This window comes from Corynebacterium argentoratense DSM 44202 (assembly GCF_000590555.1).
Classification (GTDB): domain Bacteria; phylum Actinomycetota; class Actinomycetes; order Mycobacteriales; family Mycobacteriaceae; genus Corynebacterium; species Corynebacterium argentoratense.
Genome location: NC_022198.1, coordinates 852009 through 869795, shown reverse-complemented (window position 1 = coordinate 869795; position 17787 = coordinate 852009). Strand labels below are relative to the sequence as shown.

15 protein-coding genes are annotated in these 17787 nt (G+C 58.3%); 1 reads left to right on the top strand and 14 read right to left on the bottom strand.

The window, feature by feature from the left end; all coding sequences use genetic code 11:
* Positions 1-5: 5 nt before the first annotated feature.
* From CARG_RS04240 to CARG_RS09620, 13 genes are all read right to left on the bottom strand, one after another.
* The gene (locus CARG_RS04240; RefSeq protein ID WP_020976168.1) at positions 6-1184 is read right to left on the bottom strand and encodes an acetylornithine transaminase; all 1179 of its coding nucleotides are present in this window, start codon (positions 1182-1184) and stop codon (positions 6-8) included.
* The gene (gene argB, locus CARG_RS04235) at positions 1177-2094 is read right to left on the bottom strand and encodes an acetylglutamate kinase (protein ID WP_020976167.1); all 918 of its coding nucleotides are present in this window, start codon (positions 2092-2094) and stop codon (positions 1177-1179) included. Before argB ends, CARG_RS04240 begins: the two co-directional genes overlap by 8 nt.
* Before the next feature lie 72 nt (positions 2095-2166).
* Positions 2167-3351 (bottom strand): bifunctional glutamate N-acetyltransferase/amino-acid acetyltransferase ArgJ, encoded by a 1185-nt coding sequence (gene argJ / locus CARG_RS04230; RefSeq protein WP_020976166.1) that lies wholly within the window; start codon positions 3349-3351, stop codon positions 2167-2169.
* A 49-nt stretch (positions 3352-3400) separates the two neighbouring features.
* Positions 3401-4471, bottom strand: a complete 1071-nt coding sequence (gene argC / locus CARG_RS04225; protein WP_041746975.1) for an N-acetyl-gamma-glutamyl-phosphate reductase — start codon at positions 4469-4471, stop codon at positions 3401-3403.
* A gap of 58 nt (positions 4472-4529) precedes the next feature.
* Positions 4530-4751 (bottom strand): hypothetical protein, encoded by a 222-nt coding sequence (locus tag CARG_RS04220; protein WP_020976164.1) that lies wholly within the window; start codon positions 4749-4751, stop codon positions 4530-4532.
* 269 nt (positions 4752-5020) lie between these two features.
* Complete coding sequence (gene pheT, locus CARG_RS04215; protein WP_020976163.1) at positions 5021-7528, bottom strand: phenylalanine--tRNA ligase subunit beta; 2508 nt, start codon at positions 7526-7528, stop codon at positions 5021-5023.
* Positions 7529-7567: 39 nt separating this feature from the next.
* Positions 7568-8614, bottom strand: a complete 1047-nt coding sequence (pheS, locus tag CARG_RS04210; RefSeq protein WP_020976162.1) for a phenylalanine--tRNA ligase subunit alpha — start codon at positions 8612-8614, stop codon at positions 7568-7570.
* Between the two features lie 126 nt (positions 8615-8740).
* Complete coding sequence (locus CARG_RS04205) at positions 8741-9580, bottom strand: TrmH family RNA methyltransferase (RefSeq protein ID WP_020976161.1); 840 nt, start codon at positions 9578-9580, stop codon at positions 8741-8743.
* 22 nt (positions 9581-9602) lie between these two features.
* Positions 9603-10103: a TM2 domain-containing protein gene (locus CARG_RS09625; RefSeq protein WP_020976160.1), complete on the bottom strand. Its 501-nt coding sequence runs from the start codon at positions 10101-10103 to the stop codon at positions 9603-9605.
* 124 nt (positions 10104-10227) lie between these two features.
* Positions 10228-10611 (bottom strand): 50S ribosomal protein L20, encoded by a 384-nt coding sequence (gene rplT, locus CARG_RS04195; RefSeq protein WP_020976159.1) that lies wholly within the window; start codon positions 10609-10611, stop codon positions 10228-10230.
* 49 nt (positions 10612-10660) lie between these two features.
* Positions 10661-10855: a 50S ribosomal protein L35 gene (gene rpmI / locus CARG_RS04190; protein ID WP_020976158.1), complete on the bottom strand. Its 195-nt coding sequence runs from the start codon at positions 10853-10855 to the stop codon at positions 10661-10663.
* Positions 10856-10890: 35 nt separating this feature from the next.
* Positions 10891-11433: a translation initiation factor IF-3 gene (gene infC, locus CARG_RS04185; protein WP_020976157.1), complete on the bottom strand. Its 543-nt coding sequence runs from the start codon at positions 11431-11433 to the stop codon at positions 10891-10893.
* 304 nt (positions 11434-11737) lie between these two features.
* The gene (locus tag CARG_RS09620) at positions 11738-12241 is read right to left on the bottom strand and encodes a hypothetical protein (protein WP_144198541.1); all 504 of its coding nucleotides are present in this window, start codon (positions 12239-12241) and stop codon (positions 11738-11740) included.
* 543 nt (positions 12242-12784) lie between these two features.
* On the opposite strand from CARG_RS09620, the gene CARG_RS04175 reads away from it, so the two are divergent.
* The gene (locus CARG_RS04175; RefSeq protein WP_020976155.1) at positions 12785-14869 is read left to right on the top strand and encodes a DUF2339 domain-containing protein; all 2085 of its coding nucleotides are present in this window, start codon (positions 12785-12787) and stop codon (positions 14867-14869) included.
* Here CARG_RS04175 and uvrA read toward each other — a convergent pair.
* On the bottom strand, positions 14866-17718 hold the full coding sequence (gene uvrA, locus CARG_RS04170; protein ID WP_020976154.1) for an excinuclease ABC subunit UvrA: 2853 nt from the start codon (positions 17716-17718) through the stop codon (positions 14866-14868). The genes CARG_RS04175 and uvrA overlap by 4 nt on opposite strands.
* Positions 17719-17787 lie beyond the last annotated feature (69 nt).

Here is a 17787-nt window from a genome sequence, read left to right as displayed (position 1 = left end):
TTCTCCTAGTTGGTTGCTGACTGCACGGTCTGCAGCGTTGTGCTGATTGCGTCGATGGCTGCGTCGCACTGTTGCTGATCGATGATCAGCGGGGGTGTGAGTCGCAGGACATTGTCCGCGGGGGCGTTGAGGATAACTCCGTGGTTGAATCCTTCGGTCACTGCTTCCTTGGCGCAGGGTTGCTTCAGCACGACTCCTAGCATGAGTCCACGGCCGCGCACGTGGTCGACGCCGTCGAGGGCTTCCAGCGCAGTGCGTAGGTGTTGTTCTTTGTCGCGAACGGATTCCAGGAACTCTGGCGTGTTGACCACGTCAAGGACCACAAGTGCTGCGGCGCAGACGGCAAGGTTTCCGCCGAATGTTGTGCCATGGATGCCGGGGGTGAATAGTTCGGCTGCTGCTCCCCTGGCGATGACTGCACCGATGGGTAGTCCACCGCCCAGACCTTTGGCCATGGTGATGATATCGGGAATGACGCCGCGTTCGTGCTGGTAGGCAAAGAATGTTCCGGTGCGCCCCACGCCAGTCTGCACTTCATCGCACACCATGAGGATTCCGTGCTCGTCACAGAGCTCGCGCACGGCTTTGAGGAAACCGTCGGGTGCTGGGATGACGCCGGTTTCACCCTGAATGGGTTCGAGGAAAATGGCGGCCACCTGGTCAAGGTCCGCACGCTGACGAAGGGCGTCTATGTCGCCGTAGGGGTAGTACTCCACGCCCCCGGGCAGTGGCGCGAAGGGAGCTTGCTTTGCCGGCTGCCCCGTCAGTGCCAGCGAGCCCATGGTGCGGCCGTGAAAACCGTGCTCGGCGGCAAGAATCGTAGGCCTTCCGGTGAGCCTGGCTAGCTTAAAGGCGGCCTCGTTCGCTTCGGTGCCGGAGTTGCAGAAGAACACACGGGAAGAATCCTCGCCGACGATCTCCCGCAGCTTGCTAGCGAGTGCCAGAGGTGGTTCGGATGCGAAAAGATTGGACACATGGCTGCCGCGTGCGAGCTGAGCGCTCACGGCGTCAACAATGGCGGGGTGTCCGTACCCCAGGGCGTTGACTGCGATCCCTGCCAACATGTCGATGTGTCGACGACCTTTGCTGTCGACGAGGTAGCAGCCCTCACCGTGGTCGATGGTGATGGGCGGGGTGCCATAGTTGTTCATCAAATGGTCGGGCCACACGGTTGAATCAAGCATTGTTGTTGTCCTTTTGTCCTTGGGGTGCGGGGGTTACCATGGTGCCGATGCCGCCCGACGTCAACAATTCAAGAAGCACGGAGTGAGCGACACGCCCGTCGATAACATGCGCACCTTTAACACCTGCGTTGACAGCATCGAGGCACGACTCCATCTTCGGGATCATGCCGGAATCCAGGCTAGGAAGAATAGAGGCCAGCTGCGCGGTGTCCAGCTCGGACACCAGAGAGGATTTATCGGGCCAGTCAGTGTAGAGCCCCTCGACGTTGGTGAGGATGATCAAACGCTCCGCACCGATCGCAGCAGCTAGAGCACCCGCCGCGGTGTCGGCGTTGATGTTGTACACCTGGCCTGCATTATCCGGGGCGATAGTCGAGACCACCGGGATCCGGCCAGCGTCGATGAGGTCCATGAGCGCGGTTGCGTCCACGTGGGCGATGTCGCCAACCAAGCCGATATCGGTGAGTTCGCCTTCGACCTCCACCAACCGTTTGGTGGCAGTAAACAGGCCGGCGTCTTCACCGCTGGTTCCTACAGCGTAGGGGCCGTGCGAGTTGATCAAGCCGACGAGTTCTCGGTTGACCTGGCCGAACAAAACCATGCGCACGATTTCCATCACCTCTGGGGTGGTTACCCGGAAACCTCCGAGGAACTCGCCCTTGAGACCCACGCGTTCAAGCATGCTGGAAATCTGAGGCCCTCCCCCATGCACGACCACGGGCTTTGCCCCAACGGTGCGCAGAAAAACCATGTCTGCAGCGAAGGCTGCTTTGAGGTCTTCATCGACCATGGCGTTGCCGCCGTACTTAACGACGACGATTTTGTCGCGCAGGTGTTGCAGCCACGGTAGCGCCTCCGCAAGGACGGTCGCCCGCATGTGCGGGGTGAGGGCTTCTGGTAGGTCAGTCATTAGTGTGCGATGTTCTTTCTCTTGTGCCTGCGAAGATACGCTAGCCTGGGTTGCTGTGTGGGTTTGGAACGTTTAGGTCGAGTAGGCCGAATTGATTTCCACGTAAGAGTGGGACAGGTCGGTAGTGCGGACGAAGCCCCGCCCGCTGCCACCGGTTCCAAGATCGATGACGACACTGATGTCGGTACCGCTCAGGTCGACGGCGCGTGCGTCGGGGGTTCCGGTGGTATGTCGACACACGGTATGACCGTTGAAGCTGACGCTGATGTTGTCTGGGTCCATGTCAGCCGGCGCCATCCCAACAGCTGCCAGCACACGACCCCAGTTGGGGTCTGAACCAAACATTGCACATTTGAACAGGTTGTCGCGCGCGACGGTGCGGGCTGCTTCCACTGCCATGTCGTCGGTGGTTGTTCCAGTGACCTCTACACGCACCCGCTTGGTGACTCCCTCAGCATCAGCCTGCATCTGATCGGCAAGTGATGCGCACACTGCGTGGATGGTCCGGTTGAGCTCTTCTTGGCTGGGCTCTACCCCGGAAGCTCCGGAGGCCATGACGATGACGGTGTCGTTGGTGCTGGTGGCGCCGTCGATGTCGAGGGTGTTGAAGGTGGTGAAGGCTGCGCTGTTGAGCGCGTTGCTCAGCGCCTCGGGTGTTGCCACGGCGTCGGTCATGACGGTCACCAGCATGGTCGCGAGGCTCGGGGCCATCATGCCGACCCCCTTGCCGATGCCTGAGACTCGAAATCCCGCGCCGTCACTGTGCGCTTGTTTTGGCACGGTGTCGGTTGTCATGATGGCTTGAGCTGCGGCGTCTTGACCTTCGTTGACGTGCAACTGGGCGCCTGCGGTCGGCGTAGTTGCGGTTGCTGCGGCGCACATCGCGTCGATGCCAGCGTGGATGGTATCCATGGGCAGGACGTCGCCGATGAGGCCCGTGGAGCATGCGGCAACGTCGGTGGTTGCGCACCCTAGTTGCTGCGCGACGGCCTCAACTGAGGCGACGGCATCGACGTCTCCTTGTGCGCCGTTGCAGGCGTTGGCGTTTCCGGAGTTGAACAAGACCGCGCGAAGCACACCATCGGCTACGTGTTTCCGGGTGAGTTTAAGCGGTGAGGCGACGACTTTGTTGCGGCTGAATACTGCGGCTGCGTCGTAGCGTGGACCGTTGTTGATAATGAGGGCCATGTCGGGGTTGCCGCTGGCTTTGATGCCGGCGGTGGTCGCGTATGTAGAGAAGCCTTGGGGTGTGCTCATGCCGTGTTCCTTGGTATTGCGCGTTGGGTGCTGAGGGGTTCGGTTGGGGTTAGGGGGCCAGACCGCTGATGGGTAGCCCTGCGGTTTCTTCGAATCCGAGGGCGAGGTTCATGCATTGCACTGCTGCCCCCGCAGTTCCCTTGGTGAGGTTGTCGATGGCGGAGGTCATCAAGACCACCCCTGCCGCAGGGTCGTATTCGACCTGTACGTGGCAGGTGTTTGCCCCTTGCACTGCTTGTGTTTGGGGTTGTTGTCCTTCGGGCAGCAAGTGGACAAAGGGTTCTGCCCCGTAGTGTTTCTCGTAAGCTGCGCGTGCTTGCTTGATGACGTCGTGGGAGTCTCCGTAGGCAAGCCGGGGATGCACTGAGGCGGTGACCGTGGTGAGGATTCCTCGGGGCAGGGGCGCCAGCACCGGCGTAAAGCTGCAGGTGACGGGCTCTTCGGCGACTTCTGAGAGGTTTTGGATGATTTCGGGGTTGTGCCGGTGCTTGCCCGCAGTGTTGTAGGCCTTGAGGTTGCTCATTGTTTCGGCGCCCAGGAGACCCACGTTGGGTTTCTTGCCCCCGCCGGAGGTTCCGGTGATTGACACAACGCGGATGTCCGGGGTGATGATGCGTTCGGCTACTGCGGGTAGTGCCGCGAGTGTGGCCCCTGTGGGGAAGCATCCGGGGACAGCAATAACTCGCGCGTTGGAGATGTCTTCGCGATGCCCGGGCATTTCCGGGATTCCGTAGGGCGCGCTGCCTGCGTATGCCCCGCCGTAAAAAGAATCCCAGTCTGTTTTATTTTTTAAGCGGTGATCCGCAGCGCAGTCGATCACGATGGTTTCTGGCCCGAGTGCGCGGGCGATAGCTGCGGAGTGCCCATGCGGTAGGGCGAGAAAGACGACGTCACTGTCGGCGAGGGCGTCAGGGGATGTTTCTTCGACCATGCGGTCTGCGAGCTGCGGCAGGTGCGGCAGGTGGTCCGACAACGGGGTGCCGGCGTTTGATCCTGCGGTGAGAGCCCCGATTGTGAGTTCGCCGCTGGTGTAGCGCGGGTGAGATAGAAGAAGGCGCAGAATTTCTGCGCCTGCATATCCGGTGACGCCGACGACGCTTACTGTAATCATGCCCACCATACTAACAAATATGCACGGCTCTGCAAATTATGCAGCGATCGTCGGCGTTGCCCCCCCCTTACTCGGCCGGCTTAGCTCCCTCTGCAGGAACCTCCGGCTTCCCCTCAGCTGGACTGTCACCTTCAACAGGCTTCTTGTCACCCTCACCCTGGCCAGCGTCGCCCCCCTCAGCGGGCTTATCAGCGGGCTTATCAGCAGGCTTATCCGCAGGCTTATCCGCAGGCTTGTCGGCATCCTTGTCACCACAGGCCACAAGAGAACCCGCAAGGAGCAGGCTCATGCCACCAAGGGCAATCGTGCGACGGAATGTGCGGGAGGTACGGATAAAAAATCCTTTCAGAGAGTTACAGCTGTTAACCAAAGTGACAGCTGTTCACTAGTAGTGCTAGCTACCGGAGCAACATTCTCTCCGCAAAGAAAGTGTTTTTGAAAATATCTTCATATTCAACACCCCCACGTATCACCCCGCACCACACCCCCTTCAAGACGCCAGGGGGCGTGCGCAGCGCTTTTCAACACCACAGCACGCCCCGCGACGTCATTAAAAAACTATGCGCGAAGCTGCGCACCCACCGCCTTTTGCGCGGCCTCGACAGCAGCCATCTTCGCCTCGGTGCACTCGTCATCAGTGAGGGTGCGATCGGTAGCCCTAAAGGATAAAGCGAAAGCCAAGGACTTCTTGTCCTCACCCAGAGACTCGGAACGATACACGTCGAACAGCTCGACCTTTTCAAGCAACTCGCCGGCGTGCTCCTCCAAGACACGGCGCACCTTCTCGGACGGCACGTCCTCGTCGACCACCAGAGCAACGTCTTGCAACAACAGCGGGAAAGCGCTCAAAACCGGAGCCGGAGCCGAGGGAGCAAAAGGAAGGGCCGAAATATTAAGCTCCATCGCGCAGGTACGCTGCGGCAAGCCCGCACGCTCAAGCACCTGGGGATGCAGCTCGCCGGCATAGCCGACCACCTGATCGCCCACCTTCAACGCAGCACAACGACCCGGGTGCCAGGGCAGCTGCTCCGCAGCAACCACATCAAGCTGAACATCAGAGGCTCGCGCTACAACCTGCGCAGACTCGATAGCATCGGCATAAGTGTAGGCGCGCCCCTCGCCCCACGGCCCATGATGGTCGATCAAACCACAAGCCACAGTTGCGACGTGCAAAGGCTGCAGCGGCAAAGAGTTCAGCAGGTTCTCCACCTCCTCATCGGAGGGACGCTGAGCAGTCGAAGGCATCGGCGAACGGCCTTCACCTCGCGCGATCGTGACCTGCTCGATCCCGAACAGGGTGACGTCTTTTTCCCCGCGCGCCACATTGCGCTTGATAGCGTCGAGCAACGACGGCAACAGCGTGGTACCCAGAACCGCATAGTCGGCATCCAGGGGGTTTTGCACCCGAACCGTCTTGCGCCGTTCGTCGTCGGCATCCAGGCCCCACACATCAAAAACGTCATTGGCGATAAATGGGGTGGGCAACACCTCGACATAACCGTTGTAGGCCAGAGCATGGCCGATAGCACGGCGGCGACGCTGAGAAGCTGACAAGCCGCGCCCTGCAGGCGCAGTGGGGACGATCGAAGGAATATCCTCTAGCCCCTCAAGGCGCACGACCTCTTCGACGAGATCTGCGGGCATCCTAAGGTCCGGTCGCCAGGTCGGCGGAGTGACAGAGAGCATTCCGTCAGATGCCTCGACTGCGCAACCGACCTCTTCCAAACGGCTCACTACGGTCGCATCACTGTAGTCAACGCCAGCGATCTGACCAGGGCGCTGGGCGGACATGCTGATGTTAGGCATAGCGGGAGTGTCCCCGACGATGAGGCGACCGCGGTCAACACTGCCACCGGCGATATCGAGCAGCAGGGCGCAGGCCAGATCCAGTGCGACCTCAATTAGTGCCGGATCCACTCCGCGTTCGAAACGCCGTGATGCTTCAGAGCTGAGCTTGTGACGACGCGAGGTACGCGCCACGGTAATTGGATCCCAGTTCGCAGCCTCGAAGTACACGGCCGAGGTCGTGTCACTGATCTCAGAGGTGGAACCTCCCATGACACCTGCGAGCGACTGAATACCTGAATCGTCGCAAATCACGACGTCCTCGCTGTGAAGCTCGCGCTCAACGTCATCGAGAGTGCGAAGCTTCTCCCCTTCTTGTGCGAGCCGGACGCTCAAATCGCCGTTGATCTTGTCACCATCGAATGCGTGCATCGGTTGCCCCAGAAGCAACATAACGTAGTTCGTGACATCGGTGGCGGCGTTGACCGGGCGCTGGCCACACAGCAGCAGTTCGCGTTGCATCCACAGCGGCGATTCTTTACTGGGGTCGATCCCACGCACGGCACGGAGTCCAAAGCGCCGTGCCTTCGTTTCGGGCTGTACGTTCACCGTTCGGTCCAAGGCCCCATCGACCTCCGGGGCCTGCAGGTCAAACAGTTCGAGTGCATCCTGCGCAGGATCCTTGTAGACAAGGTCGAAGGCGGATGCGATCTCGCGGGTCAAGCCACGAGCCGACAGCGCGTAGCCACGGTCCGGGGTGATGTTGACATCAAAAACTGTGTCCTCAAGCCCCACGATCTCCCTGGCATCCGTCCCCGGGTCGGCGATGCCCTCGGGCAAAGTGATGATCCCCTTGGTCTGCTTGTCAGTTAAGCCAAGTTCTGCGGCCGAGCAAATCATGCCTGCGGACATGCGACCATAGGTTTCCCGAGCAGCGATCGCGAAGTTACCGGGCAGGACTGCACCTGGCAGGCTGACGACGACCAAATCACCTTCAGCAAAGTTTCGGGCACCGCACACAATAGACTGCAGTTCGCCAGTGCCGTTGGCATCGCCGACGTTAACCATGCAGTGACGAATGGGCTTTTTGAAGCCGGTGAGTTCTTCGATCGACTCGATGCGGCCGATCACAAGCGGCCCCGTGGTTTCTTCGATTGGGGCGTAGCCTTCGGTTTCAAATCCGACACGCACGTACCCTGCGTCAAGTTCTTCGTCGGTGACGGTCCACGTGGGGTTGGTGCGGTCCAGAAGTCGCTGCACCCATTGGCGAGAAATAAGCATGTTGGTTCCTTTGTGGGGATGAGTTGTTAAGGCTTGTTACTAGGCCTGGATGCCGAAGGGAAGGGTGAATCGGACGTCGCCTTCGACCATGTCGCGCATGTCGGACAGTCCGTTGCAGAACTGGAGGGTGCGTTCGAGTCCCATTCCGAAAGCGAAGCCGGTGTACACCTCTGGGTCTATGCCTGCGGCGCGCAGAACGTTGGGGTTGACCATGCCACAACCGCCCCATTCAATCCATCCCGCGCCGCCTTTTTTGTTCGGGAACCACACGTCAACCTCAGCGGAAGGCTCGGTGAAGGGGAAATAGTTGGCGCGCATGCGGGTGTGGGTATCGGGCCCAAAGAGGGTCTTCGCTAGGTGATCGAGGGTGCCTCGCAGGTGAGCCATCGTCAGGCCTTTATCAACGGCGAGGCCCTCAACTTGGTGGAAGACCGGGGTGTGGGTGGCGTCCAGTTCGTCGGTTCGGAACACGCGGCCCGGGCATGCGATGTACATTGGCACGTCGCGCGACAGCATGGTGCGCATTTGCACCGGCGAGGTGTGGGTTCGGAGCACCTGCTTGGAGCCGTGTGGTGCAATGTGGAAGGTATCCTGCAAGGTACGGGCGGGGTGATCGGGAAGGAAATTCAGGGAATCGAAGTTGAAGTATTCAGCTTCGACTTCGGGGCCGTCTGCAATCTCCCATCCCATGCCGATGAAGATGTCAGAGATCTGCTCGGACAATTGGGTGATGGGGTGCAAAGCGCCCAATTGTTGACGCCGCGTTGGAACTGTCACATCGACGCGTTCGGCAACCAGAACCTCGGCATTACGCTTTTCTTCAAGGCGCACTTTAGTTTCTGCGAAAGCCTTTTCAACGGCCCCCCGGGCCATGTTGACCAGTCGACCAGCATCTTTGCGCTGTTCTTTGGGGAGAGATCCGAGGGTTTTGCGGGCCGTGGGGATAAAAGCGTCATCACCTAGGTGGGCTCGCCGCGCTTCAGACAATTCTTCGAGGTTGTCAGCTGCTTCAAAGGCTTGTAGAGCCTGTTGTGCTGCGGCATTGAGTTTTTCTTCGGTGAGATGAGCGCTGAAATCTTCAGACACGTCGTATCCCCTTTGTGGTAGTCGGCCAGTGCTAAACCCTAGATTGTACGCGAGAAAGAAGACCGACTGATCATTAGGTATGGGCGGTACCCCTCATCGTGGTGATGTTCTGGGGCACCTCGACGCTTATGACGATGTGTGTCGCTGTTTGGCGGATTCGTAAAGGCAAATCGATGCGGCAGTAGCCAGGTTGAGGCTTTCTGCACGCCCATGAATCGGGATGCGCACTGTGTAGTCGGCACGGTCGATCAGTTCTTGAGGTAGGCCGTGGGCTTCGTTGCCAAATAGCCAGGCGACGGGCTGCCTCAACACGGTTTTTTCGAAATGCCCGTCGTCGAGGCTATGCTCACCGTCCGCGGTCGTCGCGAGGATAGTCAAGTTCTTGGCCTTGAGCCGGTCGATAACAGCTTGGAAGTTGGTATCGCGAGCCACAGGGATGTGAAATAAGGAGCCTGCGCTCGAGCGAACAGCTTTGGGTCCTTGGGGGTCCGTTGTCTCCCCTGCGAACAACACGCAGTCGGCGCCGATGGCGTCGGATACCCGGATGAGCGTGCCTGCATTGCCTGGGTCACTCGTTTGCACTGGGACAGCAACGATCTGAGGGGCTTTGCCGAGCACCTCTTTCGCTGACCAGAGCACGGGAGAGCAGAGAGCAAACAGTCCCGCCGGGGTGACGGTATCGCTGAGGTGCTGCGCTGCGCGGTCGCTGATGGGATGCACATACACACCCATGTTTCGTGCTGCAGCGATGACTTCTGGGTATCGCGCGGCTGCCTTCTGCGTAGTAAACACATCGGAGGCTGCACCAGTGACGACCGCAGCCTCGACAGAGTTAAACCCCTCGGCTAGAAAAGCATCGGCTTTGCGCCGACCTTGCGACTTCAGCAATTTTGCTGCAGCCACGATCCGAGGGGTTCGTTCAGTGAAGGAGTTTTCGAAATCTAGGTCATCCTTGAGACTCGGCATGCCTTCACTTTAGTGGAGGGTGTTAGTTCAAGCGCATCCCGCGGGCATCCACGTGGTAGGCGCCGGCTCGCGCGAGAATACAGATGAAATCAACAAGCACCCAGATGAGCAACAGAGGGATCGTAAGGAAATCCACGAAGGGAATCAACCAGGAGAAGAACAACAGCAGCTTGAACACGGCGCGTCCGTTGTACCCAAGATAGAAATCGTGGCCCCCGAATTCACCGAGGAAGAAGCACAGTAGCGCAGCAACCGCGTAGCTCTTGGGCTGCAGGCCAGGCATCACACCACCTGTATACATGGCGGGCTGGTTGTATTGAGCTAGCATCGGAGCTTGCTGCTGGAAGGCCGGCTGCGGGTAGGACCGCTGCTGGTATGACTGCTGCTGGTATGACTGCTGGACAGGGTAGTTCTGCTGGCTACCGGTCGGGCAAGTAGCCCCCTCCCCTAATCCTTGGGGTCCATTCTGGTTAGATCCCCCGATGTAGTTTGGGTCAAAAGGGTTGGCGCTGGGGGTTGTCACGTAGAGCCTCCGATACGATTCAATATTTGCCGCGATAAATGTACCCAGTGTGCATCCTAAAAAGCAATAACCCAGCACCCCCCGAAATTAGCGGGTGCTGGGTTAGAACCTCTAAGGAAAGACTTTAAGCGACCTTAGGAGCGTTAACGTCCTCAGGCAGAGCAGCCTTAGCAGCTTCACAGATAGCGGTGAAGGTGGCGAAGTCATTGACAGCAAGGTCAGCGAGGATCTTGCGGTCCACCTCGATCTCAGCAAGACGCAGGCCCTGGATGAGCCGGTTGTAGGTGATGCCATTCATGCGGGCTGCAGCGTTGATGCGCTGGATCCACAGCTTACGGAACTCGCCCTTGCGAGCGCGACGATCGCGGTAAGCGTAGGTCATGGAGTGCAGCCACTGCTCCTTGGCCTTACGGTACAGGCGGGAGCGCTGGCCACGGTAACCCTTGGCGGACTTCAGGATTTCGCGACGCTTCTTCTTGGCGTTAACTGAGCGCTTGACACGTGCCACGGTTAAACTTCCTTTTCTTTATTTATGTGGGAAATGAACAGGCGACCAATTAGGCCATGCCGAGCAGACGCTTAACGCGCTTGGTGTCGGACTTGTCGACATCCGCGGTGCCCTTCAGGCGGCGGGTGCGGGTGGAGGGCTTGCCCTCGAGCAGGTGGCGGCGGTTAGCCTTCTCGCGGCGGAGTTTGCCGGAGCCGGTGACCTTGACGCGCTTAGCGGTGCCCTTGTGGGTCTTCTGCTTCATTAGTCTCTTCCTTTGTAGCTTTTAGTAGTAGAAATCTACTTCTTGCCCTTGCGCACTGGGCCAAGGACCATTGTCATGTTGCGGCCGTCTTGCTTGGCTTTCGTCTCAACAACGCCGTATTCCGCGACGTCATTAGCGAGGCGGTCCAGCAACCGGAAGCCAAGCTCCGGGCGGGACTGCTCGCGGCCACGGAACATGATGGTTACCTTGACCTTTGAGCCCTTTTCCAAGAACCGGATGACATTACCCTTCTTCGTCTCATAATCGTGATCATCGATCTTGGGACGAAGCTTCTGCTCCTTGACGACAGTCTGCTGCTGGTTCTTACGAGACTCGCGCGCCTTCTGGGCGGCCTCGTACTTGAACTTGCCGTAGTCCATGATTTTGCAGACCGGCGGCTTGGCATTCGGTGCGACCTCGACAAGGTCCAGATCGGCATCGTAGGCAAGCCTGCGTGCATCTTCGATACGAACGATGCCTACCTGCTCGCCACCGGGGCCGACGAGGCGGACCTCGGGTACCCGAATGCGCTCATTAATTCGAGCTTCAGCGCTGATTGTTTGCTCCTCAAGTTGCAATGAATATAAAGGTAAAACGCGAACTAACGCTCACCGCAAGCAACATCCCCCACAAGACATGAGAAAACCCGTTTACCCGGAGGTAAACGGGAGATCCAAACCTCGAAACCACCAGATCTAAAACCAGGTCTTAAGATGCATCACTAGTGCGTGCACCGATTTTCAAGGCTACTCTTGCGACCATTGTCCAGCTATAAGATGTAGCGGCTTCTGGTGGGAGGGACCTCCACTTGCGGCCCCGACCTTAAACAAGTCGAGGCGGTAGTTGAAGGAAATACTAACACGCCCCTTAAAGCAACACAACTCAGCCGGCAGCTGTGTCGCCCCCTTCCAGTACGCCGCTTATGTCCCGCACCATGGAGTTCAGCATCTGTTGCGCCGTGCCGTACGTACCATCGGCAGGTCGCGCCAACACAGCAACACCCACACATCCGTCTACTCCGGCCTGCGGGACGCATCCCATCTGGCGCGCCATGTAACCACCAGATTCGTCGGCCCCCCAGCCTCCTTTAAACCTAGCGCCAGCAATTGAAGCCTGCCCGCCGAAATCTGCAACCGCATGTTCAACAGCAAGACTGATAGTGTGTTGGATATCAGACACCCCAGCGTCCCGGGGCACCGGAAGCTCAGAGCTCTTCGGAGGCACAACCGTCGTCTCCGTAGCCGTGGGCGTGCCACTACCCTGCTCGTTTCGCTCAACATTGATTGTGTAGGCCGACAACCCGCATGCTGCCAGCATGCCAATCGCAGCTACCAAACGCCGACCATCCCCCAGAGCAATCAGTTGTTTAGCGTTCAGTGAGCACAACCACCGCGTTGTTACCGCCCGTGCAGCGGGTCTCTCCGTTGGTTTTCTCCGTACAATTCATCGAGTAACTACGCCCGGTGACAGAACTGTAAGCGTCGACCAAGTATCTACTCGCTCCACCACGCGGTGATCCGACCGCAATCGGCAGCAGCTTGGAACGCGGCTTGTCTGCGGGGGAAGCATCCCAGGTTGGAATGGCGTAGGCCCCGGCTGCTGTCCCATCGGTTGCGCCTGTGGCTTAGGTCCATTGTTATACACCGGCGGGAACGCCTGGGTCGGGAGCGCACTCTGCTAGAAGGGGTTTCTCCCCGCCGAGCCAGACTGTCCATCACGACCGGACATTGGCAGAGGGGGCGAGGAAAAAGGCGATCCAGGGTGGGATCTTGAGCCACGTTTCTAACCTTTCAATACAACAACACTCAGACAAACTAGAGGTGTGCTGCGGTTCTAGTTCATCCCTATTGCGTCACTGTCTGGTCACAATTTTAAAACGGTTACCCCTAAGCGGGCCTTTATGCGTGTGGCGTTTGTAGACTCGTCAACATGAACAACTTTTCCAACCCAACGAATGACCCCCGTGTCGATCCGTTGATTGAACAGTTGGGCATTGCTGAACGCGAACTAGCCGACGCCCAAGCGTTGGTTAACAGCGCACACAATACGCTCGGTCATATTCGACTGCAGCTCAGTGCGCAATATGCACGGCAGGCTCAGCAACCCCAAGCTAGTGTTGCTCAGCAGCCGGCACAACAGGAAGCAGCCGCTGCGCAACCAATCGCTCCGCAGCCCGCGCCTTGGCCCACCCCGGCGGTGAACGCAGCGGCACCAAACACTACCGAGGCAAACCCACAACCCGCAGCCGCACACACTGGTGAAGGCTCCACCCCCGGCGGCTTGGTGCCAACACTGCCGCCGACACGACGGCCCGCCGTCACTCCACAAGCTCCCTGGTATTCCAACGAGACCACTGTGATCCGCCTCGTTGCGATCGCCGGTGCTATCTTGACCATTTTCGGGATCGGCTTCCTCGTAGCTTTAGCCATCCAACGCGGCCTACTCGGCCCGGTGGGGCGGACTGTACTGGCCTACACGATCTCCGCGTTGCTGGTGTTGGCAGCCTTTGGCCTCAACCATAAAGCACAGGATGCTGCGGCCAGGTCCGAAGGAAAGAAGAGCAGCGACTCCCACGGATTCGCTATAGCTCGTTCTGCTTTTGCCTTCACTGGTTTTATTACCGCCATCATCACAACCCACACGATCACCGGACTTCTAGAGTGGATGCCCTCTGTTCTCGGCCAGGCTATCGCCATAGCCCTAGCAATAGCCTGGCTCGTGGTAGCTAAGATCTTCCGTTCGGATATCTTGATGATCCTTTCTGGGGTCAGTTCCTTTGTCGCGCTGACTGCTTTCTACGCAACCCAAGGCATAGTGCTTGTCCCCGCGATCTTCATCGGTTTGCTGATGATGCTGCTCACCCGCAAGAGTGGCAATTCGATGCTGCGCAATTGGTCTACCGGACTGGCTTTGGTGGGCACATGGGTTGTTCCAACCAATAGCCCACCGCCGTTTATCTACGTCGCCGACAGCGTTATGCGGCCGATCACTGTGTTGTGGTACGTGCCCCTGTCAGTAGCGTTCGCGCTTGGTCTCACCCTGGTTGTCATGCGCGACCCCCGACCGACTGTGGCTAGGACCGAACAGTGGTCAGCAGCTTTTGTTCCAGCTTTGATCCTCATTCATCAAGCTGCATACACCACTGCCCACGCGCCCTTAAACAGCATCAGCGTAGCTAAGTGGTGGTTGCTGTGGCCCGCTATTGCCGCCGCACTTCTCGTCGTTATTGCTTTCAACAAAGCGTGGATGCCGAAGCCTACGGATTCCCCCTCGCCCGCTGCCTTTGTCGCTCCGACTCTCGCCAACAGTGCGATAGCCGCCTGGTTGGTGGTTTCGGTCATCGCTATGACCGCGTTCTACCCCTGGGTGACCTTCGTCGCCTGTATCACCGTAGTCATGGTGCTGTGGAAGCGTGAAGGATTCACGGTGGCGCCATGGTTGATGGTCGCAGTGGCCGCTGTACTCGCCTCGCTTCCGCTCGGTGGTATCGCACTAGGCCTAACACCAAGTGACGCCCAAGACCTTGACTCCCCATTCAACGCGCTCACAGCGCTGGTACTTGTAGCACTGGTACTGGCAGCTCGATCTGCGATGAAGGGATTCAGTCAGAAGAGCCTCTTCATCCTCGCGCTGTGTGGGCTGTGGCTGTTCATGGTCGCGGTAGTGACACTGTGCGGTTCCTTGGGATACTTCCTTGCAGGCGAGAGTGGAGCAAAGTCCACCATCAAACTGTGGTTCATGGTGGGCCATGCATGCGTTTCTGTTACGTGGTTGCTCCTGGCGGCCTACCTTATGCTGGGACGCCGATTCCTCAACAGCACCGCAGCCCTGGTAGCAGCCCTAGTGCTTGCCGGAGCGGGAGCAACCAAGTTGATCTTCTTCGATTTAGGAAACTTGAGCGGCGTCCCCCGAGTCCTCGCATTCATCCTCGGCGGTTTGGCACTGCTGGGCGTATCCGCCCTCCGCAGTTCCAAAAAGAAAGAATCCGCACCCGCTCAGCATCAAATAAGCTAGGCGAGCATCGCTTTGAGGAACTGCCCGGTGTGGGACTGCTTTACCGCAGCAACCTGCTCGGGTGTTCCCTCCGCGACGACCGTTCCGCCACCAGAGCCGCCCTCGGGCCCCATATCAACTACCCAGTCCGCAGCCTTGATGACATCGAGGTTGTGCTCGATAACCAACACCGAATTGCCCTTGTCCACCAAAGACTGCACCACGAGCATCAGTTTGCGGATGTCCTCAAAGTGCAGACCGGTTGTCGGCTCATCCAGAATGTAGATGGTGCGCCCATTCGATCGCTTCTGTAGCTCGGCGGCAAGCTTGACGCGCTGCGCTTCGCCACCCGACAGAGTGGTGGCGGACTGGCCCAATCGCACATAGCCCAGCCCGACGTCGACGAGCGTGTTCAGGTAACGGGCAATGCTGGTGATAGGTGCAAAAAACTCCGCAGCCTCGCTAATCGGCATGTCCAGCACCTCTGCGATGGACTTCCCCTTGTACTTCACCTCGAGTGTTTCGCGATTGTATCGAGCGCCATGGCACTGTTCGCAAGGCACGTAGACGTCAGGTAGGAAGTTCATTTCGATCTTCAAGGTGCCATCACCCGAGCAGGCTTCGCAGCGTCCGCCCTTTACGTTGAAGCTGAAGCGACCAGCCTTGTATCCGCGAACCTTCGCCTCTGTAGTTTCCGCAAACAGCGTGCGGATCTTGTCGAATACACCTGTGTAGGTTGCTGGATTGGAACGCGGCGTACGACCAATGGGAGATTGGTCTACCTGGACGAGCTTGTCGAGATGCTCAATTCCCTCCACGCGGGTCGCCCGACCAGGGACCTGCCGGGCTTTATTCAACTTATTGGTCAGAGTCTTCGCCAGAATTTGATTCACCAACGTGGACTTACCAGAGCCGGACACTCCAGTGACCGCGCACAGAACCCCCAAGGGAATCGTGACATCAATGTCCTGCAGATTGTTTTCCCGTGCGCCCACAACTTTAAGAACCCGCTCACTATCGATCGGACGGCGACTATCAGGAACCCCAAGTACCCGCTTGCCACTTAAGTACTGCCCGGTGATCGATTCGCGCGCTTTGAGGATGCCCGAGGGCTTTCCTTGATACACGACTTCCCCACCGTATTCGCCGGCCTTCGGCCCAATGTCGATCAACCAATCGGCGGCATTAATGGTGTCTTCATCGTGCTCGACCACGATCAATGTGTTGCCGATATCCCTCAAATGCTCAAGGGTAGCGATGAGTCTTTGATTGTCACGCTGATGCAAACCAATAGAAGGCTCATCCAGCACATACAGCACCCCTGCCAGACCAGACCCGATCTGTGTTGCCAGGCGAATACGCTGGGCCTCACCACCGGACAACGTGCCCGCAGCACGATCCAAGGAAAGATAGTTCAACCCGACGTCAAGAAGGAATTTTAAACGGGCCTGAATCTCACGCAGCACCGCGCCGGCGATCATTTCTTCGCGCTTGCCCAAAGCCAGATCATTGAGGAATGCTGCAGCATCCGCCACCGAAAGACGCGTCAAGTTAGCGATGCTCATCTGCCCATGTGCACCCGAGGCCAAGCGAACAGACAAAATCTCCGGACGCAGCCTGGCCCCATCACAGGCGGGACATGGAACAAAGCGCATGTATTCCATCAAGCGGTCTTTTTGCGACGCGGAATCCGCTGTATCGATCTTGCGGTGCAGATAGGGCAACACGCCTTCAAACGCCGCAGTCCAGCTGCGCATACGACCAAAGCGGTTCTTGTAACGTACGTTCACCCGAGTGCTGCTGCCGTTAAGCACAGCGTCACGCTGCTCGTCGCTTAGCTCATCGAAGGGGGTTTTAGGGTCAAAGCCCATTTCTCCAGCCAACGCCGTCAACAACTTGTCGAAGTACTTGTGGTTCGGGCTCGAAGCCCACGGAGCAATGGCTTTCAGCAAAGACGCTTGCTTATCAGGAACAAGTAGATCGACATCAACCTCCAAGGCCGTACCCAAACCATCACACGTGGGGCACGCACCGTAGGGAGAATTGAAGGAAAACGACCGCGGCTCGAGCTCATCAACCCCTAGCCTGTGCCCATTAGGACAGGCCATTTTTTCCGAAAAACGACGCACGCGGTTGGGATCATCGTCATCCAAACCAACGAAATCCAACACAACGACGCCGTCAGCCAAAGCCAATGCGGTTTCCACCGAGTCCGTCAGACGTTTCTGCTGCGAAGCCTTCACCTGCAACCGGTCGACCACGACGTCAATATCATGCTTGACTTGTTTTTCCAGCTTGGGTGGATCGGACAACTGATGGACCTGCCCGTCGACCATCACACGCGAATACCCCTGGGAGGCGAGGTCAGCGAAGAGCTCCACAAACTCGCCTTTACGCGTCCGCACGACTGGAGCCAGCACCTGGAACTTCAGGCCTTCGTCCATGCGAAGAACCTGGTCGACTATCTGCTGCGGGGTTTGACGCTCGATAACAGCATCGCACTCCGGACAGTGCGCAGTTCCAGCACGCGCATACAGCAAACGCAGGTAGTCATAGACCTCTGTGATTGTGCCGACAGTAGATCGGGGGTTGCGATTCGTGGACTTTTGGTCGATGGACACTGCCGGCGACAAACCTTCGATGAAATCTACATCGGGCTTGTCCATCTGCCCCAAGAACTGACGCGCATAAGAAGACAGAGATTCAACGTAACGCCGCTGCCCCTCGGCAAAGATGGTGTCGAAGGCCAGGGAGGATTTGCCGGAACCTGACAGGCCTGTGAAGACGGTGAGCGTGTCTCGGGGGATCTCGATATCAACCCCCTTGAGGTTGTGCTCGCGCGCCCCTTTGACGATGAGTGTATCTGCCACCGTTACGTGCCTCCTCTATGGGTATATGAGCGCCCGCTGCGCTCTAGAAACCACTTGAAGATAACACTT